The sequence below is a fragment of the Microcystis protocystis FBCC-A270 genome (genome assembly GCF_050500235.1).
In the GTDB taxonomy this organism is placed as follows: domain Bacteria; phylum Cyanobacteriota; class Cyanobacteriia; order Cyanobacteriales; family Microcystaceae; genus Microcystis; species Microcystis ichthyoblabe_A.
Map to the genome: position 1 here is coordinate 2,102,286 of NZ_CP191407.1, position 21,882 is coordinate 2,124,167.

The 21,882-nt window shown below is 45.3% G+C and carries 22 protein-coding genes and 2 pseudogenes; 12 read left to right on the forward strand and 12 right to left on the reverse strand.

What is annotated here, in order from left to right:
- The first annotated feature begins 12 nt into the window (after positions 1 to 12).
- The 8 genes and pseudogenes from ylqF (at position 13) to ACQY1X_RS10315 (ending at position 5,554) form a co-directional block, all read left to right on the forward strand.
- A complete protein-coding gene (gene ylqF / locus ACQY1X_RS10280; RefSeq protein WP_130757887.1) occupies positions 13 to 852 on the forward strand; it encodes a ribosome biogenesis GTPase YlqF in 840 nt (279 codons plus the stop codon).
- 161 nt (positions 853 to 1,013) lie between these two features.
- Positions 1,014 to 2,498, forward strand: a complete 1,485-nt coding sequence (locus ACQY1X_RS10285; protein WP_430015650.1) for a glutamate synthase subunit beta — start codon at positions 1,014 to 1,016, stop codon at positions 2,496 to 2,498.
- A gap of 153 nt (positions 2,499 to 2,651) precedes the next feature.
- Positions 2,652 to 2,894 (forward strand): DUF433 domain-containing protein, encoded by a 243-nt coding sequence (locus tag ACQY1X_RS10290; protein WP_002761871.1) that lies wholly within the window; start codon positions 2,652 to 2,654, stop codon positions 2,892 to 2,894.
- A 143-nt stretch (positions 2,895 to 3,037) separates the two neighbouring features.
- A pseudogene (locus ACQY1X_RS10295) lies at positions 3,038 to 3,511 on the forward strand (type II toxin-antitoxin system VapC family toxin).
- A 2-nt stretch (positions 3,512 to 3,513) separates the two neighbouring features.
- Entirely contained in the window at positions 3,514 to 3,741 is a 228-nt protein-coding gene (locus ACQY1X_RS10300) for a hypothetical protein (RefSeq protein ID WP_016516182.1), read from the forward strand.
- Between the two features lie 396 nt (positions 3,742 to 4,137).
- Positions 4,138 to 4,554, forward strand: a complete 417-nt coding sequence (locus ACQY1X_RS10305) for a TIR domain-containing protein (protein WP_430014508.1) — start codon at positions 4,138 to 4,140, stop codon at positions 4,552 to 4,554.
- Between the two features lie 17 nt (positions 4,555 to 4,571).
- Positions 4,572 to 5,060 carry a RipA family octameric membrane protein gene (locus ACQY1X_RS10310; protein ID WP_430014509.1) on the forward strand — a complete coding sequence of 163 codons (489 nt, stop codon included), beginning with the start codon at positions 4,572 to 4,574 and terminating at the stop codon, positions 5,058 to 5,060.
- Positions 5,061 to 5,278: 218 nt separating this feature from the next.
- A pseudogene (locus tag ACQY1X_RS10315) lies at positions 5,279 to 5,554 on the forward strand (hypothetical protein).
- Positions 5,555 to 6,095: 541 nt separating this feature from the next.
- Here ACQY1X_RS10315 and ACQY1X_RS10320 read toward each other — a convergent pair.
- Both ACQY1X_RS10320 and isiD read right to left on the reverse strand, forming a co-directional pair.
- Complete coding sequence (locus ACQY1X_RS10320; RefSeq protein ID WP_149106478.1) at positions 6,096 to 7,094, reverse strand: adenosine kinase; 999 nt, start codon at positions 7,092 to 7,094, stop codon at positions 6,096 to 6,098.
- A 164-nt stretch (positions 7,095 to 7,258) separates the two neighbouring features.
- On the reverse strand, positions 7,259 to 7,471 hold the full coding sequence (gene isiD / locus ACQY1X_RS10325; RefSeq protein ID WP_002732311.1) for a protein IsiD: 213 nt from the start codon (positions 7,469 to 7,471) through the stop codon (positions 7,259 to 7,261).
- A 148-nt stretch (positions 7,472 to 7,619) separates the two neighbouring features.
- Here isiD and ACQY1X_RS10330 point away from each other — a divergent pair, with 148 nt between their 5' ends.
- A complete protein-coding gene (locus ACQY1X_RS10330; RefSeq protein ID WP_193977813.1) occupies positions 7,620 to 8,396 on the forward strand; it encodes an SDR family NAD(P)-dependent oxidoreductase in 777 nt (258 codons plus the stop codon).
- Between the two features lie 179 nt (positions 8,397 to 8,575).
- Here ACQY1X_RS10330 and ACQY1X_RS10335 read toward each other — a convergent pair whose 3' ends face one another.
- From ACQY1X_RS10335 to ACQY1X_RS10375, 9 genes are all read right to left on the reverse strand, one after another.
- Positions 8,576 to 8,857 (reverse strand): DUF2470 domain-containing protein, encoded by a 282-nt coding sequence (locus ACQY1X_RS10335; protein WP_002774821.1) that lies wholly within the window; start codon positions 8,855 to 8,857, stop codon positions 8,576 to 8,578.
- A 504-nt stretch (positions 8,858 to 9,361) separates the two neighbouring features.
- Entirely contained in the window at positions 9,362 to 9,841 is a 480-nt protein-coding gene (locus ACQY1X_RS10340; RefSeq protein ID WP_002774825.1) for a hypothetical protein, read from the reverse strand.
- A gap of 134 nt (positions 9,842 to 9,975) precedes the next feature.
- Positions 9,976 to 10,869: an ABC transporter ATP-binding protein gene (locus tag ACQY1X_RS10345; protein ID WP_002732759.1), complete on the reverse strand. Its 894-nt coding sequence runs from the start codon at positions 10,867 to 10,869 to the stop codon at positions 9,976 to 9,978.
- Positions 10,870 to 11,000: 131 nt separating this feature from the next.
- A complete protein-coding gene (locus ACQY1X_RS10350; protein ID WP_002734025.1) occupies positions 11,001 to 11,774 on the reverse strand; it encodes an ABC transporter permease in 774 nt (257 codons plus the stop codon).
- Between the two features lie 63 nt (positions 11,775 to 11,837).
- Positions 11,838 to 12,461, reverse strand: coding sequence for a HEAT repeat domain-containing protein (locus tag ACQY1X_RS10355; RefSeq protein ID WP_430014510.1), 624 nt, complete (start codon positions 12,459 to 12,461; stop codon positions 11,838 to 11,840).
- Positions 12,462 to 12,646: 185 nt separating this feature from the next.
- The gene (locus tag ACQY1X_RS10360; RefSeq protein WP_002732680.1) at positions 12,647 to 13,078 is read right to left on the reverse strand and encodes a DUF29 domain-containing protein; all 432 of its coding nucleotides are present in this window, start codon (positions 13,076 to 13,078) and stop codon (positions 12,647 to 12,649) included.
- 55 nt (positions 13,079 to 13,133) lie between these two features.
- The gene (locus tag ACQY1X_RS10365; RefSeq protein WP_430014511.1) at positions 13,134 to 13,946 is read right to left on the reverse strand and encodes a HEAT repeat domain-containing protein; all 813 of its coding nucleotides are present in this window, start codon (positions 13,944 to 13,946) and stop codon (positions 13,134 to 13,136) included.
- A 143-nt stretch (positions 13,947 to 14,089) separates the two neighbouring features.
- Positions 14,090 to 15,865 (reverse strand): pyruvate kinase, encoded by a 1,776-nt coding sequence (gene pyk, locus ACQY1X_RS10370; RefSeq protein WP_002774839.1) that lies wholly within the window; start codon positions 15,863 to 15,865, stop codon positions 14,090 to 14,092.
- Positions 15,866 to 16,017: 152 nt separating this feature from the next.
- The gene (locus ACQY1X_RS10375; protein ID WP_430014512.1) at positions 16,018 to 17,709 is read right to left on the reverse strand and encodes an iron uptake porin; all 1,692 of its coding nucleotides are present in this window, start codon (positions 17,707 to 17,709) and stop codon (positions 16,018 to 16,020) included.
- Between the two features lie 613 nt (positions 17,710 to 18,322).
- Between ACQY1X_RS10375 and ACQY1X_RS10380 the strand changes: the two genes are divergently transcribed.
- From ACQY1X_RS10380 to ACQY1X_RS10390, 3 genes are read left to right on the forward strand one after another with little or no spacing between them, the layout of a single operon-like run.
- A complete protein-coding gene (locus tag ACQY1X_RS10380) occupies positions 18,323 to 19,138 on the forward strand; it encodes a Ycf66 family protein (RefSeq protein WP_430015651.1) in 816 nt (271 codons plus the stop codon).
- Positions 19,139 to 19,150: 12 nt separating this feature from the next.
- The gene (locus ACQY1X_RS10385) at positions 19,151 to 19,687 is read left to right on the forward strand and encodes a TolB family protein (protein WP_002732502.1); all 537 of its coding nucleotides are present in this window, start codon (positions 19,151 to 19,153) and stop codon (positions 19,685 to 19,687) included.
- Positions 19,684 to 20,202 carry a TolB family protein gene (locus ACQY1X_RS10390; protein WP_002731904.1) on the forward strand — a complete coding sequence of 173 codons (519 nt, stop codon included), beginning with the start codon at positions 19,684 to 19,686 and terminating at the stop codon, positions 20,200 to 20,202. The genes ACQY1X_RS10385 and ACQY1X_RS10390 overlap by 4 nt, the downstream gene beginning before the upstream one ends.
- 173 nt (positions 20,203 to 20,375) lie before the next feature.
- On the opposite strand, the gene ACQY1X_RS10395 is transcribed toward ACQY1X_RS10390, so the two are convergent.
- Entirely contained in the window at positions 20,376 to 21,473 is a 1,098-nt protein-coding gene (locus tag ACQY1X_RS10395; RefSeq protein ID WP_430015652.1) for a patatin-like phospholipase family protein, read from the reverse strand.
- Positions 21,474 to 21,882 lie beyond the last annotated feature (409 nt).

Sequence of the window (21,882 nt, forward strand, 5' to 3'; positions counted from 1 at the left end):
CTCCCATCTCCCATGTCGTTAATTCAATGGTATCCTGGTCATATTGCCAAAGCGGAAAGAAAACTCAAGGAACATCTTAAACTCGTGGATGTGGTCCTAGAAGTGCGCGATGCTCGCATTCCTTTAGCCTCCCATCATCCCCAGGTGGACGATTGGATTGGCAATAAACCGCGCTTATTAATCTTAAATCGTCTCGATATGATTCCCGAATCTGCCCAGCAACAATGGGTAACATGGTTTAAAAGTCAAGGAGAAACCGTCTATTTTACTAACGCTAAACAGGGAGAAAGAGTTAAAGCAATTATCAAAGCGGCGGAAAAAATTGGCGATGAAATTAACCAAAAACGTCAACTAAGAGGAATGTTACCGCGTCCAGTGCGGGCCGTGGTGATTGGGTTTCCCAATGTGGGCAAATCTGCCCTGATTAACCGTTTATTAGGGCGAAAAGTCGTTGCCAGCGCCCGCAGGGCCGGAGTAACGCGACAATTACAATGGGTACGAATTTCCGACACCTTAGAATTATTAGACGCGCCGGGGGTGATTCCTTCCCGTTTAGAAAATCAAAAGGATGCGGTGAAATTAGCTATCTGTGAGGATATTGGGGATGCTGGTTATGATAACCAAAGGATAGCGGCGGCTTTTGTCGATTTATTAATAGAATTACAGTATGAAGAACTTTTACAATCTCGTTATGGGTTGAATACTCTAGACATAACCGGGGAGGATTTTATCGAAAAATTGGCCAATCTCAAATATCAAGAGGATAAAGAAAGGGCAGCCATGCAGTTACTCAATGATTTTCGCAAGGGAATAATCGGGGCTATCCCGTTAGAATTGCCCCCTTCCTCTTAAAATCGCCTGTTTTTAACTCAATAGTTAATTACCCAATTTGTCAAAATTACCGCCTGTTACTCCACTGAGCTGCCGATAAGATTAAAGAAATCGGTAAAGTTGCGAGGATCGATCGAACTGTGAAGGAAGATAGGGGATAAACGACAGAGATAACAAAGACTATGGGCAAACCGACTGGCTTTATCGAATTCCTGCGTGAACTTCCTTCCGAACTTACCCCCCTCGATCGCCTTCATAATTGGGATGAGTTTCATCTTCCCATGCCAGAAGATAAACTCCGCAATCAGGCCGCCCGTTGTATGGATTGTGGTACACCATTTTGTCACACGGGAACGCTAATTAGTGGCATGGCCAGTGGTTGCCCGATTAATAACCTGATTCCCGAATGGAATGATTTAATCTATCGAGGATTGTGGCGAGAAGCCCTCGATCGCCTCCATAAAACCAATAATTTCCCCGAATTTACCGGTAGAGTCTGCCCCGCTCCCTGTGAGGGTTCCTGTGTTCTCGGTATTCATAATCCCCCCGTTACGATCAAAAATATTGAGTGTTCGATTATCGACAAAGGTTGGGAATCCGGTTGGATTACTGCCAATCCCCCCGCCATCCGTACCGGCAAAAAAGTGGCTGTGATTGGTTCCGGACCTGCTGGATTAGCGGCCGCCGACCAGTTAAATAAAGCTGGTCACTGGGTGACGGTTTACGAACGGGCCGACCGACCCGGGGGCTTGTTGATGTACGGCATCCCCAACATGAAGTTAGATAAGGAAGAAGTGGTTCTGCGTCGTCTCCAGATGCTGGAACAGGAAGGGGTAAAAATAGTCTGTAACACGGAAGTGGGCAAGGATATCAGCAGCCAAGACCTATTAAACGAATATGATGCCGTGGTTATCTGTACCGGAGCCACCAAACCCCGGGATTTGAACATCGAAGGTCGCCAATTAAAGGGCATTCACTTCGCCATGGAGTTTCTCACTGCTAATACAAAAGCACTACTAGACGGACAGCCGGGGGAGGATTTTATCTCGGCTGCGGGTAAAGACGTAGTAATTATCGGCGGTGGCGACACGGGAACCGACTGTGTGGGGACTTCCCTGCGTCATAACTGCCGTAGCGTCACCCAATTAGAGATTATGCCGCAACCGCCCCGCGAACGGGCCGCCGATAATCCCTGGCCCGAATGGCCGAAAATCTACCGTCTGGACTATGGACAAGAGGAAGCGGCCGCGCGTTTTGGCGATGACCCCCGGGTTTATACCACCACGGCGACTAAATTCGAGGGGGATAGCGAGGGCAACGTCACAGGGATTCACACGGTACAGGTGGAATGGCAACGCAACGAAAAAGGGCAGTTTATCCCCCAAACGGTGGCAGGAACAGAAAAAGTCATCCCGACGCAATTGGTTCTATTGGCCATGGGATTTTTGGGACCAGAACAGCCTTTACTCGATGATTTAGGCTTAGAAAAGGATGGCCGCAGCAATATCAAGGCCGAACATGGTCAATTTGCCACTAGCTTACCGAAAGTCTTTGCAGCGGGAGATTGTCGTCGTGGTCAAAGTTTGGTGGTTTGGGCGATTAATGAAGGTCGCGGGGCCGCCAGGGAATGCGATCGCTTTTTGATGGGGGCGACGGATTTACCTTAAACCAGTAGTTAGGGACTTGCGTGGGAATAATATCCCAGCCAGAAAATCGCTCTCTAGAAGAATAAGACCAGCCCTAAATGGTACATTATCAAAGCGCAAGTCCCTTACTCCCGCTAAAGGTTAAAGTGATCATGAAACAATAGAATTACTCTAATGAAACTAGATCGTATTACGAGCAATCCAAACCGTATGAATGGGCAACCCTGCATTCGTAATCTTCGCCTTACGGTTCGTCGAGTGATTGAGCTACTGGCAACTTATCCCGATCGAGCAGAATTACATCAAGAGTTTCCGGAACTGGAGGATGAAGATATTCGACAAGCCCTAATTTTTGCCTCTTCCTACTTGGATGATCGCATCATTGAACTTCCTAATCGCTATGAAGCTGTTGCTTGATCAGGGACTACCGCTTTCTGCGGCAACTTTATGCTGACAAGAATATTTCACGTACAAGGTTGGGTTGACGACTGTTACCCAACACCCTCAGAACCAAGATTAAATGCGGTAGGATAGGCATTGGATAGATTTTCTAGATTGCCGTGAGCGAAACCGTCTATATTGAAACCAGTATCTTAGGCTATCTTACTGCTCGACCCAGCAGAGATATTGTTGTGGCGGCAAATATTGAGGTGACGAAGGAGTGGTGGAATACACGTCGCGGCGATTTTCAACTTTACTCATCCCAAGCGGTCGTGAAAGAAACCTCACAAGGTGATGTTGTGATCGCATCTCAACGACTATAAATCCTTGCTAATCTATCTTTACTCGACTTGAACCAAGCTGTGCTAGATTTAGCAGAGCAATTTTTGGAACGCAGCAACCTTCCCGCAAAAGCTGATATTGATGCTGTTCATATCGCCCCCGCAACCGTTCACGGCATGGATTACCTGCTCACCTGGAATTGCAAGCACATCGCCAATGCTCAAATTCAGGGAAAGTTGGCAGAGATCAGCCTTGATTTTGGCTACGAGTTGCCAATTCTTTGTACACCCTATGAACTTCTCGGAGGTTGATTATGTTTCAGGATGAGATTGTGGAAGAGATCCACAAAATTCGTGAAGAGTACTCTCGGTCATTCAATCATGACTTGAAAGCCATCTTTGCTGATTTGCAAAAGCAACAAGCTGAAAGTGGCAGAGAAGTTGTAACCTTATCTCGAAAACACGGTCTAACAACACGTTGGAGCGGACGAGCGAGAGATATTGATAGTGGTGCAAAGGATATTAGCCGCCGCTCAACTTAGCCGTTATACTGAATCGGTTTTTAATAGCATGATTAACTCCCAATCCCACTTTAAAAACCTGCTCCCTTCTCCCCACTGCTGTAACAAAAAACAACTATCCCCCGATAGCGATCGCTAAAGGTCGAATAATTGTAAATTTTTGTCAATGGGTGCGGTCAGATCGAAGAATCATCGCTAGAATGAGCCTAATTGTCAGAAATTTAGTTAAACAAGGTTTTTGGGAATATGCTAATCTGGCTAACAGGCTTTTGGGGGTGATATAGGGAAAACTTCTGGCAATCGCGCCTAAATAGAGTGTTATAAAGAAAGTTGACCTATATCATTACTCTGGAGAGTTTTATGCAGAAAGTTGACCTATAATATGTAGTTAGGCCCTTTTATCAACAAGGATCCACCATGCCCACACTGAAGACTTACCGATTGTTCATCAGCCACTCGTGGACTTACGGAGACGCTTACGAGAAGCTTGGGAAGTTCTTTGATGAGCACCCCAACTTCACTTGGGAAGATTATTCCGTACCAAAGGATGACCCAATTCACAACGCTAAGAACGACTCCGAGTTGTATGCGGCAATCAAAGCTCAAATTGCTCCAGTCAACTGCGTCGTGATGCTTGCGGGCGTCTACAGCACTTACTCAAAGTGGATCAACAAAGAAATACAGATTTCAAAGACCGACTACAACAAGCCCATCATTGCTGTCGAGCCATGGGCTTCTGAGAAGACATCACAGATAGTGAAAGACAACGCTGATGCGATTGTGAAATGGCAAAGCAAGTCAATTGTTGATGCCATCCGTAATCACGCTATTTGATCTGTTCGGCGGATAATATGGGTCTCATCGGTCTCATCAGACGGAACAAAAAGTCTTACGGCACCGAATTCGAAAAGCACCTCTTCGAACAATACAAGCTGTATGTCGAGATGGCCGATCGGATCAGTGCAAGACGAATGCTGGCCAATTCATTCTTTGTTGGCGTTCACACAGCGCTGATTACGGCCTTCACAGTTCTGCTAAAGGAAAAAGTACTTCAGCCAACCTTGCTTGGCCTCACACCGTTCATTGCAGTAATTCTCCTTTGCTTTGTGTGGTGGCGCACAGTTGACTCATATCGTCAACTCAACTCGGCTAAATTCAAGGTCGTCCATGCACTTGAGCAAATGTTGCCGGTCGCGCCATATGACGTGGAGTGGGTTGAACTGGGGTCGGGAAAGGACAGGAAAAAATATCTTCCGCTTACACACGTTGAGAACTGGGTTCCAGTTTGCTTTGGATTCTTGTATGTTCTTCTTGCTGCCACCTTCTACTGCAAGGGCTAACAAGCCCCTCGAATGCGATCGCCGATCTTGTAGGGTGCGTTCCCTAATGCAAGTCCTACTGCTCCACTAATAGATTTTGGGGAACGCACCATGCCCATTGATTGAAGCTGTGGGTTAAAGTGCGATGCCGCTCTTGTGGGCCTAGTTGGGGAATGTTAGCGAAGATTTCCGATGTTTAGGTTAAAATAGAGGGCAAAAGTTGCCCCAGGGTCAAGCCAATGACAGTTCGTCAACCCCGCTACAGCAAAGAAGAATTCGCTCGACGTGGTAATGAGATTTATGAATCTCAGGTACGTTCTCAAGTGGAGGAGGGAAATCACGGGAGAATTGTGGCGATCGACATCGAAACTGGAGCGTTTGAGCTTGCCGACGATACGATTACTGCTACCGATCATCTCTAGGAGCGTGTCCCTGATGCTCAACCTTGGCTGATTCGGATTGGACATAGAGCCGTCTTCCGTTTTGGCAGTCGCAGCCAGAGAAAGCGAGTATGATGTGTGGGGATGGGTCTTTTGTATGGCTTTAAACTTCAGATTTAGGCAGTGGAAGGTGGGCGCGTTACAATTGAGGCGCTATGACTCAGCCAAAGTTATCGGTGAAGACGGTCTAACTTTACCGTTATACTGAATCGGTTTTTAATAGCATGATTAACCCCCAATCCAACTTGAAAAACCCGCTCCCTTCTCCCCGCCCTCCTATACCTTTTAAACAGGATTTAGTATGACTATCTAGGGTTTGCTGAATAAGTACGGGCGAAGCATTCGGATAGAAAATCTACGTTTTCACCGATAGGTTATTGCCCGAATGCTTCGCCCCTACAGGACGCGGGCCGATGAAGACGCAAGGTTTTGAACGACGATTCTCTCAAAATCTTGCACCTGTGGGAGCGAGAAAAGCCCCAAAACCCTTACTTTGCCTACATTTCAAATTTATTCAGCAAACCCTATCTAAATTACTCGTTAAGACTGTCTATGAGCAGGGAGCAGGGAGAAAAAACCTGACTCCCGATGACTGAAAGCTGATCACTGACAAAACCTATCCCAAAACGATCGAATCGCGCAGGGATTGAATTTCCTCGGTTTGTAAACGCGCTCCAAAAGTAGAAACCACCCGGGCAGCCGCTAGAGAAGCGAGATTTCCCGCCCCTTTGTAACCCATACCGTGGGTAATACCGTAGAGAAAAGCCCCCGCGTACATATCCCCCGCACCGACGGTATCGATCGCCTGTACGGGATGGGGGTCAATTTCCAGGAGATTTTCGCCATCATAGATCAAAGAACCACTGGCACCCCGGGTGATAGCGAATCCTTTGGCAATGGTTTTAAAATAGGCGATCGCTGACTCGATTTCCTCGCTGCCGGAAATAGTCAAAGCTTCCGACTCATTAGCGAAAACGAAATCTAACCCGGTTCCGATCATTTCCAGTAATCCCTCCCGGAAGAAGATCGCCATATTGGGATCCGACAGGGATAAAGCGGTTTTGACTCCAGCCGCCTGAGCAATTTCTCGCCCTTTAATAGCGGCAGCTTTGGCAGTGGGAGAGGTGACGAGATAACCTTCGAGATAGAGATAATCGGCATTAGCGATCGCTGAGGGGACTAATTCCCGTTCGGAAATTTCCCCAGTGATGCCGAGAAAAGTATTCATGGTGCGATCAGCATCGGGAGTGACGAAAACTAGACATTTTCCCGTGATTCCCACCTCTTTTTCGCCGCCGTGTTCATTGGTATGCAAACCACAGGCGCGCAGATCTTGTAGATAAAACTTGCCTAATTCGTCATTGCCCACTTTACAGGAATAGAAACCTTTACCCCCCAACTGAGCGATCGCTACTAGGGTATTCGCCGCCGATCCGCCACCGCTGCGTTTACAATCAAGAGCCAATTTTTCCATCAACTGGGTTTGACGATTTTCGTCCACCAGCGTCATCACTCCTTTATCGATGCCTAATTCTTGCAGTAATTCAGGAGAGACTGGAAATTCCATATCGACGAGCGCGTTACCGATCCCATAAACGTTGTATTGTTTGCCCATAATTTAGTCGATCGCCTAAAAATACTTTGTTATTGATAGTAGGGAAATAAGGGGCAAAAAGCTAGGGGCTTTTTTCAGCCAGAGAATACCATAATCAAAAATAATGGGTGTGCTAGTCTCACACCCCCAGTAATTTTTGTTAAGTTTTGTTTAACTAAGCAACCTTAAGCCTCATCGTAGGCTTCTAGATCCAACAGATAAAGATAAGGTTCGGCTAATTCCTGCCTTTGAAAAGCGATCGCTCGCAACAGATGCCAATCCCGCAAAGCCTCGAAGGGGTTGCTATACTCATCTTTTTCTAGTCGTTCGGCTAAAGAAGCAATATCAGCGGCGGTATATTTGGCAATATCTTGATCAGTGAAGCTTATAACTGTCATTTCTGCACCTTCCTCGACCTTTGTTCTGTTTCTAGCCTAACATATATTCTGAGTTGAAAAAATGTCTTCCCCGCCAAGTTAAGAACTGTAAATGAAAGGGTAATTGTGCTACAATTCCAGCAAAAAAGCTATTTTTGATTGATCTTCTATGAAAACAGCCCTCATTACTGGTGCTTCCACTGGTATCGGTGTCGTCTTTGCCCGTCAACTTGCCCAACGGCAAATGGAGCTAATTTTAGTCGCTAGATCTAGGGATAAACTAGAACAATTAGCAGCGGAATTGGGGGAACAATACGGGGTAAAAGTGACGGTTATCGTCCAAGATCTGACCGTTGCTGGGGCGGGAAAGCTAGTATATGATACGGTGAACCAAAAAGGAATCAACGTCGATTTACTGGTAAATAATGCCGGTTTTGGTGATTATGGCGCTTTTAGCGAGCGGGATTTAGCTCGACAGTTAGAAATGATCCAGTTAAATAATCTGGTATTGGTGGAATTAAGCCACTATTTTCTCCGTCCCATGCTTGCTGGTGCTGGGGGGGCAATTATCAATGTTGCTTCCATTGCCGGGTTTCAACCGCTCCCCTATCTTTCCGTCTATGCGGCGACAAAAGCCTTTGTCCTCAGTTTTAGCGAGTCTCTCTGGGCAGAAAATAAAGACAAAGGCGTTGAAATCCTTGCTCTTTGCCCCGGTCCGACGGAATCGAATTTTTTTGAGGTGGCCCGATTTCCCAGTGCCTTTATGGGCAAAAACGGCCGGTTAGATTCGGCGGAAGTGGTGGTACAAGAGGCTTTAACTGCCTTGGCAAACAAACGCCCCAACGTGGTAGCCGGTAAATTGGCTAATAAAATTATCGTCAATCTGCCCCGTTTTTTACCCAGAAGTTGGATCGTGTCTTTGATAGAAAAGCAATTCAAGCTATAACTAGGGTCTGCTGAAAAAGTTTTTCCGGGGGGTAGGGTGTGGGGTTTTACATATTTTCAGGGAAAAAGTAGCTCAATTTCCCCCGGATTACCCCCATGGCTGACACTTTTTAATGGCGAAAAAGTCTAAAAGTTTTATCCAACAAGGTTGTTAGATTTATGGCGCAAAATCGAGCTTTGTCAAGGGGTGGTTTGATTAACTTTTAGCATCTCAACCAGAATATTATGGGCATCCTTGGCTGATTCTAGGGTGCGCTCAAAAGGTATTCTAATTGTTTGACTCTCCCCTAATTTTTCTACGGCTAAATCCATGCCTTCGGGATCGATGAATAGCATTTGAGCGGTTTCTGCATCGGTAATATTGCCGTAAACTTGAGCGTAGAAAAGCACGGCATCACCGTGATCCTTGTTCATGTGTTTACAGATGCGATCGCTAATGGCGGGAGTGATAGTTTCAGACATAAGATTCTGGAAAAAAATCGATGATTGAGGTGGGGACGGATAAAAGCTAGTTCTAAATCGAGGCCAATGGGGGCATATTAGTTAGGGTAGCCTAATTAATCGCCAATTGCCAGATAATTTGGGCGTGGACATGGGAGACATCAATGATAAGTTTAATATTATTTTCTTGACAAAAATCCTTAATTGTGCATTGCTCTAATTGTCCCACTGAAGGTCAATCGGGGTAGAGAGTAAAGTCCGGGGCTGCCCGCGCATTTAATACTAAATCCGTTGAGTATAGGCTACTTAGGAGGATAGGCAAGAGGCAAGAGGCAAAAGGAGGAATAGATAATCAGTCTTTAATAACTGGATTTAGTATAAATTGCCTGTTGAGATGAAACAAGAGGCAACAGTAAAGGGATTGGGAGAGATTGAGCTAATCGGATAGGCGATTAAAATGCCTCTTAGCTTAAAACCTCACACCCTGCCCCCACCAAAAAACTTTTTCAGCACACCCTATATATTTTATCGTTCACAACCGACAACAGAAGCGGTGTAGGTATTACCGATGTGCTGAATACCATTGACAAAAAGATTGACTAGAAAAGGTTGATCATTTGCCCGGACTGTGGCAGTAATTGTTAAGGGTTTATCGGGTTCGATTCGTACTCCATTAGTATTAAAAAATTCCTCGTTAGTTTGATCGCTATACTTGAGAAACAGCCGGATATCGAAGGAGGCAGCCCGGGGGACAGAAACCGTAACGATAAACCTCTGAAAACGTCTCCCCCCCGGCACTGCCCAATCGGTATTCCAATTATTACGAGTTATCGTGACACCGAAAGGCCCTGGAACAGTGGGTTGTGAGACGCTTTTGGTAACTTCACTACCTTCACCCCCTAATAAAGAAAGTGGCCGACAATTTTGCGCCGCTGCCGGTAGATGTAAGCTTAATAATACCGCCGATAGACCCAATAACCCAGTGATAGAGGTTAATTTCATCATTGATTTTGTCTCCAATTAATAGAACCTATCCAAAAATTATAGATGATCATGACGGTAAAAAAACGGTAATTTAGCTTAATTGAGCTAAATTCCGAAAAAATGCTGATCATCAACCTGAATTCTCAAAAACGGTGTTAAAATTGATTCATAATTTCCATATAAATATGTTCTAACTGTACCGTCTGACGGGCGAGAGAATCAATATTAATGCCATCGAATGCCTGAATAATCTCGCTTAATTCTAGATGTTCATCTAACCAAAAAGCTAAATCTTTACCGTAAAATTTGGGAGTAAATCCTAATTGTTTCCCTCGATTAATTGCCGCTTCTTGATCCTGGGTATCCATGATAATAATTTCCTTAGCAGGAATATGCTGACGCAGCTGATTTAAATTACCTTCGGCAATAATACGACCTTGTTTTAAAATGCCGATACGTTGACAGAGACGCTGTGCTTCATCGAGGAGATGGGTAGTTAATAAAATTGTCATTCCCTGTCGCCGTAATTCTCCGATTAAATCCCAAATTTCATAGCGAGATTCGATGTCTAAACCAGTAGTTGGTTCATCGAGAATTAATAATTTTGGCTGATGAACAATAGCCACGGCAATATTCATCCGGCGCTGCATTCCACCGCTTAAAGTTTCCACCGGACTACGGGCGCGATCGAGCAAATTTACTGCGGATAAACTGCTTTTAATCCGATGACGACGCTGGGGGCGATCGAGTCCATAAATCTGAGCAAAAAAGTTGAGATTTTCCTCACAAGTAAGGGATTTGTACAATAAATTTTCTTGTGGGGCAACCCCAATTAATTCTTTAGTAACTCTCGAAATTGGCAAATAATTAAAGGTAATTTCTCCCGATGAGGGTTTTAATAAATTACAAATTAAGTTAATAGTGGTGGTTTTTCCCGCACCATTTGGACCAAGTAAACCGTAAATTTCCCCCGCTTCAATATGAAAGTTTAATTGATCTAATACTAAGCGTCTTCCGTAATTTTTTTTGACATTACTAATAGTCAGCATTTTTAATAAAGTAATAAGGATAGTCAGAAGTCAGGAAGCAGGATTAGGGAGTGTAAGATATGGGAAGACAAATCAATAAATACTCTTGCCTTTTCTAACTGATAACTGATAACTGATAACTGATCACTGATTTACAATCGGCGTTCAAGGTTTAACATTTGTCGATAGGTAAGCCAACCACCTGCTACCATAGCTAGAGCAAAAAGACAGAGAAAGCGAAAATGAGAGCTAATATCTTCTAGATTTTCGCCCTTTGCCCAAACAGCAATTAAAGCTTCATTCATGTGGTAGATCGGGTTATATTTAGCCAGAGATAGAATATTGTCGGGGAATAAAGCAGTCGGAAGAAAAACGCCGCCTAAAATTAATAAAGGAACCCCAAAAGTTCCCACCAAAGCATTAACATCTTCTGTTCTTTTCGCCAGTTGAGTACCGAGGATAAATCCTAAACCCACATAGGCGGTGATACTAAGGAAAATAATTAATAATTCTAGAGGAATTGAGCCTTTAAAAGTGGCTCCATACTGTTTAGCAATAGAATAAACTAAAACTGTCTGACAGGCAGCAATCACACAATGGGCGAGAAAAATGCCGATAAAATAGGAAACACCGCTTAAAGGCGATAAAAATAACCGTTTAATCGTTTGTTGTTCCCTTTCTGCTACTACCGTCGCCACGGTTCCCCCCAAACAACTAAAGAAAAGTGCCGCCCCGACGAGGGTGGGAGGAGTAGCCAGAGCCATTGCCTCAGCAAGCTCAATTTTGCCTTTTTCTGCCATAATATAGCCATTTAAGAGCAGGACAAGTATCGGGAAAATGCCCCAGAGAATTAAGCTACGCCCGCGCCGGATTAATTCCACTAAAATTCGTTGAGCGATCGCTAAAATTTCCTGCCAATATTTCATAGAATGTTAGTGTAATTGTTTCTCCCTGTAGAGAAATGAGTTTTTCTACTTTGTGACTTAGGCTTATTGTAAGTGTTCCAGAGCTTGATCGGCACGCAATCTTACCACTATTTCCGCTTCTGTCTCCCCAATCTGTCCTAAAAGTTCCCGAATCGCCCCGCGAAATGCCGCCGCCGCAGTTCCTAATCCCTCCAATCCGATGATCGCCGCATATCTAACCACCCACTCTGGATCCCCTTGCAAAAGTTTCTCCAGTGCCGCAAAAACAGCCTTCTGAGCCTCAGAAACCCGACTTTTCTCCAAATCAGACCAAATTATATTTCCTAAGCCCCTAGCCGCCCCTCGCCGCACACTAAAGGAAAAATCACTCACCGCCGCCTCAAGTAATAAGTCCAATCCTCGCACATCGCCAATTCCTGCTAGGGCGCGGGTTGCCCAAGCTCTCGCCCCATAATTATAACCGTCTAGGTTGGCTAGTAAATAGGGAACCGCCGCTTTGCCGATGGCGATTAAACCATCCACGGCTGCCACGGAGGCGCCGGGGTTGTTATATCTCAGCACATCGGTGAGGGTGGGTATTGCCGCTTCACTTTTGGCGGCGGCTAAGTTTTCCACGGCGGTTAGTAACTCATTAGCTGAGTCGGCTTTTTCGACGGCGATAATTAAAGTCTCAACGGTGGGAAGCATTGGTTATCAGTGGAGGGGATGAGGAGTTGGGGGTTGGGGTGTGGGGAAGTGGGGTGTGGGGTGTGGGGAAGTGGGGAAGTGGGGAGAATAAATAAAATAATCTCCTGTCTCCTGTCTCCTGACGACCGGCTACTGACTCCTAACTCCTATCTCCTAACCCCACCAAGAAACTTTTAAAGATAATTTTATCGCCAAACTTTTTTCTGTAAAATCTGACTAATTTCTTGGGAAAAAGGACAATCATCGGGAAAGTTAAAAGATTGATAATCGGGGTTATCTCGCAAGCTTTTTAAAGCCGTGGCATAGCAATCTAAAAATACTTGATCCCAGTAGGGTTTTAAACTAGGAGAATCTCTCAAAAGTTCCCCTAGTTCCCGTTGACTGCGCCTAATAGTTTCTTGCCAACCTCGATAATCCTCAACGTAATCAGTATAGCAAAGTTTGAGGCATTGTTCTAAGATGGTGGTTAACCGGTTGCGGAGTTCACGTTTTTGACTTCTGCCCAAACTTTCTATCTCCTCGATCAAGTTTTCCCAGTCAACTTGATCAAAGTTTTTTTGTCTTAACAGAGTGATTGTCTCGTTCAGCCAGCCGACATAATCAGTTTGAATTAGCATAAAAACCTCTGGATTGCATCGGTTTTAATTTAGATACAAAATAACCAATGATTAATTACAATAAACTATCCATTAAAGTGAGAATTTCCGAGATATTTTCGCCCCTAGAATTAGTTTTTAGATGGTTTTCTAAAAGTTCCTTGAGAGCAACCAGTTTCAGACTATTTTCCGCCAAAGTATTAGCGATCGCACGGGCAGCTGGCAGATAACCCGTAGCACCTAAATCCATTAAAGCAGAACGACGCAGTTGTAATTCTTCCCCTTGCAAGGCATTAATCAGAATATCGCCATAGTGGGGGTTAGCCGTGAGTTGATAGAGGGCGCGGGCAGCCGCATAACGCACTTTTTCGACGAAATGCCTTAAAAATGGTTCGATGAGGGGAATCGCTTCCGTCGCTTGCAGGGTTCCCAAGGCTTCGATAATCGCTTCGTAGGGTTGGAATAAATGGGGTTTTCCCGCCACTAAAACAGCCCCTTCGATGCCACCCTCTAATAGTTTCTTTAAAGGTGCGATCGCGCTTCGATCCTGAAGCATTTCCAATGCCTGGGCAGCCGATTCGCGCACATAATAATCTTCACAGTCGAGACAGGCAATCAAAGCGGGAACACAACTGAGATCATCTAATTTCCCTAAAGCGCTGGCAGCATTGCGTCGCAGGGGATAACCGCCATCGGGAGTGCGATCGCTTTCGTCCTCTAAAGCGGCAATTAAGGCCGAAATCGCCTCCGGTTGACGAACACGAAATCTACCCAACCACCAAGCAGCATAATAACGCGCGCCTAGGTCTTCTCTTTGCTGGATATTAGCGATCGCTTGTTCAACGGTATAGGCCGGATTATCGACGGCAGCAGAGTAAGAATCGCTCATAGACAAGTGAAAATGGGTGTGGGGTGTAGGGTGTGGGGTGTGGGGTGTGGGGTGTGGGGGGATGGGGAGAATAAATAAAACCTGTCTCCTGTCTCGCGTCTCCTGACTCCTGACTCCTGACTCGGAGAATACTGATGACTGACTCAGTTTTTCATAGTTGCCGCACCCTTGCCAATACCAGAATAAATTAAACCCCGTTGAGCATCGAGACTAATGATCACCCCTTCGCGGATAATTTTCGTGGCATCTTTAACCCCGACAATCACAGGAATACCCAATTTTAAACCGATAGTAGCGGCGTGATTATTCATCGCGGTATCTTCGGTGATAATTCCGCCAGCTTTCCGCATCATATCCACATATTCGGCGCTGGTGGTGGGAACGACTAAAATCTCCCCGTTACTAAAACTACCCACTTCTCGGGCATTATGGGCTACTCGCGCCCGGCCACTGGCCACACCCTGGCCGATACCCGTACCCTTGCCCAAAAGGGATTTTACCACTTCCACCTTAATTAAATCCGTGGAACCGGCCACCCCTTGCAGAGTTCCCGCCGTCATCACCACTAAATCACCATCCGCGAGGAGGTTATTTTCCTGAGCAAGATTCATCGCCACTTGAAAAGTTTGGCTAGTGGAGGGTAAATCGAGCAATAACATCGGTTTTACCCCCCAAACTAGCTGTAACTGCTGTGCCACTTCCCGATGGGGAGTAACGGCTAAAATCGGGGTTTTAGGGCGAAATCTGGAGACATTACGGGCAGTAGAGCCGGTTTTTGTCAGGGTAATAATTGCCGCTGCCCCCAATTGTTCGGCAATTTGACTAACTGCCGAGGAAATAGCGTTAGGAATCGATTGTTTATTGTTAGAGCGAGCGGTACTGTTGATCTGTTCCCGTTCGATCCTTTCGGCAATGCGGGCCATGGTTGCCACCGCTTCGATGGGATAATGACCCACAGCCGTTTCATTGGAAAGCATGACCGCATCAGTGCCATCTAAAATCGCATTGGCCACGTCCGAAACCTCGGCACGGGTGGGACGAGGATTACTGGCCATACTGTCAAGCATTTGAGTGGCGGTGATAATCGGGATGCCTAGCTGATTAGCGGTGTTAATCAGGCGTTTTTGCAGGATTGGCACGTCTTCGGCTGGTAATTCTACTCCTAAATCCCCCCTAGCCACCATAACACCATCACAGAGGGATAAAATTGCCTCCATTTCCTCGATCGCTTCGTGTTTTTCAATTTTAGCGATCACGGGGATAGATTTCCCCGCACTGGCGATTAATTCTTTAATTTCGAGGATATCTTGGGGATTACGCACAAAACTAAGGGCGATCCAATCCACATCCCACAGCAGTCCGAACATTAAATCCTTTTTGTCCTTATCGGTTAAAGCTTTCACCGACAGATAGACGTTGGGAAAATTTACCCCTTTATTACTGGATAAGACACCCCCAACCACCACGCGACAGGACAGGTCGCCTTTCAGGCGATCCACTGATTCCACCCGCATTTCGACTTTACCATCATCGAGCAGAATTCTCGAACCTTCTGGGACTTCTTGGGCCAGAGAGGGATAGCTAATGGAACTGATTTCCTGATTACATTCCACATCCCTAGAAGTAAGGATAAAGGGTTCCCCCGGTTTCAGGGTAATCGACCCACAGGCAAATTTACCTAAACGAATTTTTGGCCCCTGTAGATCCTGAAGGATGCCAATCGGTTGATTGAGTTCAAAGGCTAACTGACGGATCAGGTTAATGCTGTGACGATGGTAATCGTGATCGCCATGGGAAAAGTTTAATCTAAATGTCGTCGCCCCCGCCTTGATCATCTGACGTAATGTTTCCTTATTTTGCGAGGCTGGGCCAATCGTGGCCACAATTTTAGTGCGACGGGGGAAAGACAGAGAGTGCATAGATAAGCAACTAAATAGGCGAAGTAAATATAGCAGCGTTTGGGACGCTCCGATCATCTTCTCATAAATGGCTATATCCAGTGAAAAGTTAAAAGTAAAAAAAACGGTGAGATCTACAAATCCCACCGTTTTTTCAAGTCCGTCAACTCAGCTTAGAAACGGAAAGTTGTCCGGATGACACCAACCAAAACGGAGTTACCTTGGTTGTTAGCGTTGAAGACCGCATAGGCACCGGGGGTAATCAGGATGTTTTTGGTGACTGGGAACTTATACTGGGCTTCTACCATGTAAGCGGTGCTGCTTTCTTTATCGGAACGGGGTACTTGACCACCACCTAAAGAGAAGGCCGCACCTTCGGCAAAGAGGTCGAGGACGGAAAGATTAAGGTTCCAAGACCAGATACCAGTGTTATCGTCTCCGATCGCATTATTAACACCAGTGGCCGAGGCATTAGCATAACCCCCCCATGCCCCTAGATTTAAGACTCCAGGGATAACCTGGGCGCTCGCTTGAAGACCGAAACGGTCGGCTACAGTAGCAACGTTACCGAAGGGACGCTCCGTCAGAGGGCTGCTGACGTTACCGAATAAACCAGAACTCATACTAGCCGCAGTTTGATAACTGCGAACATAGACGAAGTTAATATCGGCAAATTTGATGAAGGAGAAACCAACCTGAGCACCCGCACTGTAGGAACCGTTAAATAAACCGCTACCGGGGTTAGGATTGCTGGCTCCATCAGTCCCACCACTAGCTAGGTAGGTTCCTGTGACTTGGAAAACATCCCCGACATTAAATCTGACCGCCGCACCAACACCATCGGGACCGCGGAAGACGATGTTATTGTAGCGTTGACCGCGAGATAAAGCACCTGTACCGCTATCGGCGAGGAAGGGGTTAGTAGTGATGAAAACGTCATCTAGGTTTAACTCGTTAGCACCAACCCAAATGGTGATTTTACCGAAGGGAGTATCGATGGGAGCGCGGTAGAACAAGTCATCGATGGTGACATCGTTGTCCCGGCCATTATCGTATGCTAGACGGGTCATGTTGGTTCTCGTCGGACCACTTTGGTTAAAAGTGTTGTTAAAGTTACCCGCTTGTAAACGGGTTCTTAACAAATCTTTACCGGTGAAGCTGGTTTCAAAGTTGAGACGAACCCGGTTATTAAATACTGTTTGGGTCTGATCTTGATTGGTGCCTCTAGTCACCGTACCGTCGGTATTTCTAAGGAGAGCCTGACCACCGAAGCTATCGGCGACACTGAAGATTACCTCACCTCTGAGTTTGGTGGTGGTAGAAAATTGATTATTTTCCAAGAAAGAAACGCGCTGTTCGAGGTTATCTACTCTCGCCCCTAAAGCCGCTAGTTCGCTTTCAAATTCTTGAACAAGACGTTTTAATTTATCGATGTCTTCTCTGAGTACACCCACACCATCTTGAATTAAACGTTCCATGACGTTCAAACAAGCGTTTAAACCGGCGGCAAATTCCCAACGAGTGGTAGCGCGATCACCACGGAAGGTACGGTCAGGATAACCAACGATACAACCGTAACGTTCCACAAGACTTCTTAATGCCTCGTAGGCCCAAGCGGTGGGAGATACGTCCCGCAGTTGGTTAACGCTAGTCACCTGGGACATGGAACCTTGATAGACACTCGTATTAATCTGCTGACTATTTTGGGCACTCTGAATACGATCGAGTTGCTGCTGCGCAGCCGGATCAATTTTCAGTTGAGGTGTCCCCGACATAGTTTGAGCCACTGCACTGCCAGCAGCTGCCACGGAAGCACCTAATACTAAAGGAGTTACCTTTGCTATATTCTTGAATAGTTTTGACATGGGTCAATCCTCACACCTTATTCTATGGATTGAATGGACTATGAATACAAACAGACTATATGTTCAGCCTGAATTATGATCATATTCTATGCCAATTCCCCCTTGGCTGGGTTAAGTTAATTTTATGATATGACAGAAAAATTTCTGTCTGAATCTTATTAAGATTAGGACTTAGGTACTTGACAAATTAACCATGATGTGCATCAAGGAAAATCCCTCCTTTCAGACTTGCGGCGATTAACTTCCCAAGGATAGCGATCGCTCAAAAGTGATCAAGAAATCACGTTAAAATGCCCGAAACCCGTGTATCACATTTAGTCAATCCTGTCAATGGGTAACTTCTAAAGATTTTGTTAAAATCTCAGCCTTTTCAGTTATCAGTTATCAGATGTGAGTTTTCAGTTCACTGATTACTGTTCACTGATCACTGATAAAATCTCCGCACTCCCCTAACAATAGTTGTGTGAACGAGGGTGGTTAATATATTGCTGGACTTTGGGGTTAGAATATAGCTCGATGCCTAGAGTTAAAAACAGCAGGATTGCTTCTGAAAGCTGAGGGCTAGAGATAAAGACTCGATTCTTAAATTTAAGCACCGAGAAGGGAGATAAAGATGGTCAATTTTGGGCTGAATTCGGCCAGTATCTTAGGAATTTTTCTGGCAGTGGCCGGAGCCGGGTTATACTTCCTGCGCTCGGTGCGGCCGGAACTTTCCCGCGATCATGATATATTTTTTGCCGCCGTTGGGTTATTGTGCGGTTTAATTCTACTTTTTCAAGGGTGGCGACTGGATCCAATTTTGCAATTCGGACAATTTCTGCTGACCGGGGCAGCGGTGTTTTTTGCCTTCGAGACGGTAAAATTAAGGGGTTTAACCACAGAACAGGCCCGCCGCGGCACGTCTTTTGTGGATGAACGTCCTGTGAGTCGGGAATATCGGGCCGAATTGGAACCCCTCGACACCTACGAACCAGAGGAACGTTACGAAGATAATCCCCGTTTACGCGGTTACGATGATCCCCGCTCTTCCCGCACTTCTAGTTATCAGGACGAGGAACCCCGCAGCGCCCGCACCCGTCGGCCGGCCGATACCGGCAGTCGCAAAACCGCTAATCGTCGTCCCCGCAATAGTTCCCCCACTAGCGATCGAGATGTTTATGATCAGCGCCGTAGCGGTGATGATTGGGAAGAAACCAGTTCTCGTCCCCGTCGTCGTCCCGCTAGTGAAGAGACGAGCAGTAAACCGCCCCGCACTAGCCAAAAACGTCGTCCTCGCCCAATAATTGAGGATGATCCGCCATTTAAAGGGGAATACGTCGATTATCAACCGATCGATTCTAGCGATACCGGCGATCGAGAAGATTGGCAGAGACCGGATAATAGTGAACGGGAGTCGAGTAATGATCATCCGACTAGGTTTGATTATTAAGGAGTAGGTCCGATGACCAAAGCTCCCTTTTTCCTGTTTATCTGCTTGTTTTTAGGGGTTATAGGCGGTTGTAATCTCAATAACCCCGGTTTATCTACAGGAACCCTCAATAGTCGCTATAATGACGAAAAACCTGCCCTGAGTGGTGATGGTCGTTGGCTGGCTTTGCTGTCTAATCGTCGCGGTAGTAATCAGATACTGCTGTATGATTTGCAGACAAAACAATACCAGACCCTAGGGGGATTATATACGGGTCAAGAAATTACCGATAGCCCTAGTTTAAGCCAAACGGGGCGTTATCTGGCTTATGTGGTGATTATTGAGGGTCGTCCCGTCATCGCTTTATATGATCGCATTACCGATCGTTCTGAGTTATTGAGTCAAAATTATCGCGGTTGGTTGCGAAATCCCCGTCTTAGTCCCGATGGTCGTTATCTTGTCTTTGAGTCCGCTCGTCGGGGACAATGGGATGTGGAGGTTCTCGATCGCGGTCCGAATATCGAGTTAGATATTGCCGATGGCAGTCCCGTTGAAAGTCCCAAACCGTGAAACGTTATTTTTTTATTAGTCTTGTTGCTGTAATTAGTTTGTTAACTGGATGTGCGGGTTATCCCAGTTTATTGTCTTTTCCTTTCGATCGAGGGGGGAGAAGTTTAAATAGTGCTGCTAGTGAATTAACTCCCTATCTTGCCTCTCGCTATCTCGTTTTTGCTTCCGATCGCAATGGTTCCCAAGCTATCTATCTTTTTGATGCTATTGATCGCCGTTTACTGTCTTTACCTGGCCTAAATTCTCTCGATCAGATCGCTTCTAGTCCTTCCATTAGTGAAGATGGTCGTTATATCGTTTTTACTGCTAGTCGTCAGGGAAAAACGGCTATTTATCTGTATGATCGACAAACTCAACAGAGAAGGGAAATTGCTCCCGATCTGCTCGCAGAAGTACGCAATCCGATCATCAGTGCCGATGGTTCTAAAGTGGCTTTTGAAGCGGCAAAAAATGGCCAATGGGATATTATGATTTACGATCTATCCGGACGGGTATTAGTCAATGAAAATCAGTGATTATTAGACCTCTTGTAAAAATCAAAAATTGTTGTTAGGGTTAGGAGTCAGTAGCCAGTAGTCAGTAGCCGGTCGTCAGGAGAATTAAGAATGAATAATAATCAATTAAATAGTCTATTGACAGATTTCATGCTATTTAATCCTTATTTTTGCCGTTTTTGAAACCTCAAAAATTATCCTAAACCCATAGCTTTTAGTCGATGTTCTAGAAATTGTTGTCCCTGTTTTTCGCCGTCAGCGATCAGACGCTGGATATTGGCAGGAGAGCGATCAAGTTTACTTTCATAGTTGAGACTATTGGCTAATTCCGCAGACATTTCGATCATCGGGATATGGTAATCTTGATCGGTATCTTCTGGGAAAGATTTAGGAATTTTAAATGGTTCTGTTAATCCGATCTCGCGCAAGTATTCCTCTTTAAATGCTCCTTTAAGAAATAATTGATTGATCAACTCAATCTGATCGAGACCTTGAAATAGGGAAACATTGCCTTCTAATTCATTGCGGCGATCAGCAATATCATCGGATTGCACGGGGATCTTGTCTCTAGAGGTGGGATTAATTTTAATTACCCAAATTTCATCGGGAATATTTTCGATTCCAACAAATTCACGGCGAATTAAAGAACGGATGGGGGGATTATCGGAGAATAGTCCATCCCAGTAGGCCATAGTTTCAATGGTGACAGCAGGAAAAATGTTAGGAACACAAGCAGAAGCTAGGATATGTTCAATTTTAACTGCTTCCTGGCGCGAGTTAAATTTACTTAACTTTCCTGTCAGGATATTACAGGCCCCAATTAATAAAACTGGGGGTTCTGGTTTAGCTCCCCAAGTGGCTAATTCCGAGAAGTCAATATGCGCTCTTAGTAACTGATCAAAGTTGGTAAAGCGACTGCGTAAACCGTAGGTAGCTATAGAAAATAAGGTTTTAGTAATCGGAGAGGAAGGACTGAGATTATACTGGGGAATTAATCCTTTGCTGGCCAATTCTAGAGCTTTAATAGCTGAGTCATTAAATAGTTGTTCTTGGGGAGTTCGAGCGCTATTATCTTCCCAAAAATCAATCATTCTTTTCCAAACGATGCTATCACCTTTTTTGAGAGCATACCAGGTGAAAAAGGCACAGATAGCACCGCCAGAAGTACCACTGAGACTGACAATATTAAAGTAATCTTGTACTTTATTGTCAAATAATGCTTTTAATGCACCGGCAGTAAAAGCAGTTTGACTGCCGCCTCCCTGACAAGCGATCGCGATTTTGGCTTTCATAAATATCCTTTGAATGGCTTCTATCTAAGCCCTAGGGCTTTAATTTAAGGTTAATTGATAAACTTAAAATCGGATGCAAAAATATAGAAATTTTTCTGATTTTCAGAAGAGCTGCCCGGGATATTTTGCCATCACTTCTAGGAAAGGATAAGTAGGTAGGTATTAAAAACTTTCAGATGCCCCCCTTATTAAGGGGGGATTAAAGGGGGGACTAAGGGGGGATCGGCACCCCCCTTATCAAGGGGGGCAGGGGGGATCGAACCTAAAATCCATTGTTAATTTAATTATAACCAGCTACTTAGGATTTCAAGAGAATTGTCTAGGTAATTAGCTGAAGCCATCAGCCTGCGGCTATATTCAAGCGATAATAACTAGAAAAATGGAAAAACTGATAACTGATAACTGATAA

Coding starts and splice junctions, on each gene's coding strand:
- ylqF (WP_130757887.1), top strand. CDS start 13: ATGTCGTTAATTCAATGGTATCCTGGTCATATTGCCAAAGCGGAAAGA.
- ACQY1X_RS10285 (WP_430015650.1), top strand. CDS start 1,014: ATGGGCAAACCGACTGGCTTTATCGAATTCCTGCGTGAACTTCCTTCC.
- ACQY1X_RS10290 (WP_002761871.1), top strand. CDS start 2,652: ATGAAACTAGATCGTATTACGAGCAATCCAAACCGTATGAATGGGCAA.
- ACQY1X_RS10300 (WP_016516182.1), top strand. CDS start 3,514: ATGTTTCAGGATGAGATTGTGGAAGAGATCCACAAAATTCGTGAAGAG.
- ACQY1X_RS10305 (WP_430014508.1), top strand. CDS start 4,138: ATGCCCACACTGAAGACTTACCGATTGTTCATCAGCCACTCGTGGACT.
- ACQY1X_RS10310 (WP_430014509.1), top strand. CDS start 4,572: ATGGGTCTCATCGGTCTCATCAGACGGAACAAAAAGTCTTACGGCACC.
- ACQY1X_RS10320 (WP_149106478.1), bottom strand. CDS start 7,094: ATGGGCAAACAATACAACGTTTATGGGATCGGTAACGCGCTCGTCGAT.
- isiD (WP_002732311.1), bottom strand. CDS start 7,471: ATGACAGTTATAAGCTTCACTGATCAAGATATTGCCAAATATACCGCC.
- ACQY1X_RS10330 (WP_193977813.1), top strand. CDS start 7,620: ATGAAAACAGCCCTCATTACTGGTGCTTCCACTGGTATCGGTGTCGTC.
- ACQY1X_RS10335 (WP_002774821.1), bottom strand. CDS start 8,857: ATGTCTGAAACTATCACTCCCGCCATTAGCGATCGCATCTGTAAACAC.
- ACQY1X_RS10340 (WP_002774825.1), bottom strand. CDS start 9,841: ATGATGAAATTAACCTCTATCACTGGGTTATTGGGTCTATCGGCGGTA.
- ACQY1X_RS10345 (WP_002732759.1), bottom strand. CDS start 10,869: ATGCTGACTATTAGTAATGTCAAAAAAAATTACGGAAGACGCTTAGTA.
- ACQY1X_RS10350 (WP_002734025.1), bottom strand. CDS start 11,774: ATGAAATATTGGCAGGAAATTTTAGCGATCGCTCAACGAATTTTAGTG.
- ACQY1X_RS10355 (WP_430014510.1), bottom strand. CDS start 12,461: ATGCTTCCCACCGTTGAGACTTTAATTATCGCCGTCGAAAAAGCCGAC.
- ACQY1X_RS10360 (WP_002732680.1), bottom strand. CDS start 13,078: ATGCTAATTCAAACTGATTATGTCGGCTGGCTGAACGAGACAATCACT.
- ACQY1X_RS10365 (WP_430014511.1), bottom strand. CDS start 13,946: ATGAGCGATTCTTACTCTGCTGCCGTCGATAATCCGGCCTATACCGTT.
- pyk (WP_002774839.1), bottom strand. CDS start 15,865: ATGCACTCTCTGTCTTTCCCCCGTCGCACTAAAATTGTGGCCACGATT.
- ACQY1X_RS10375 (WP_430014512.1), bottom strand. CDS start 17,709: ATGTCAAAACTATTCAAGAATATAGCAAAGGTAACTCCTTTAGTATTA.
- ACQY1X_RS10380 (WP_430015651.1), top strand. CDS start 18,323: ATGGTCAATTTTGGGCTGAATTCGGCCAGTATCTTAGGAATTTTTCTG.
- ACQY1X_RS10385 (WP_002732502.1), top strand. CDS start 19,151: ATGACCAAAGCTCCCTTTTTCCTGTTTATCTGCTTGTTTTTAGGGGTT.
- ACQY1X_RS10395 (WP_430015652.1), bottom strand. CDS start 21,473: ATGAAAGCCAAAATCGCGATCGCTTGTCAGGGAGGCGGCAGTCAAACT.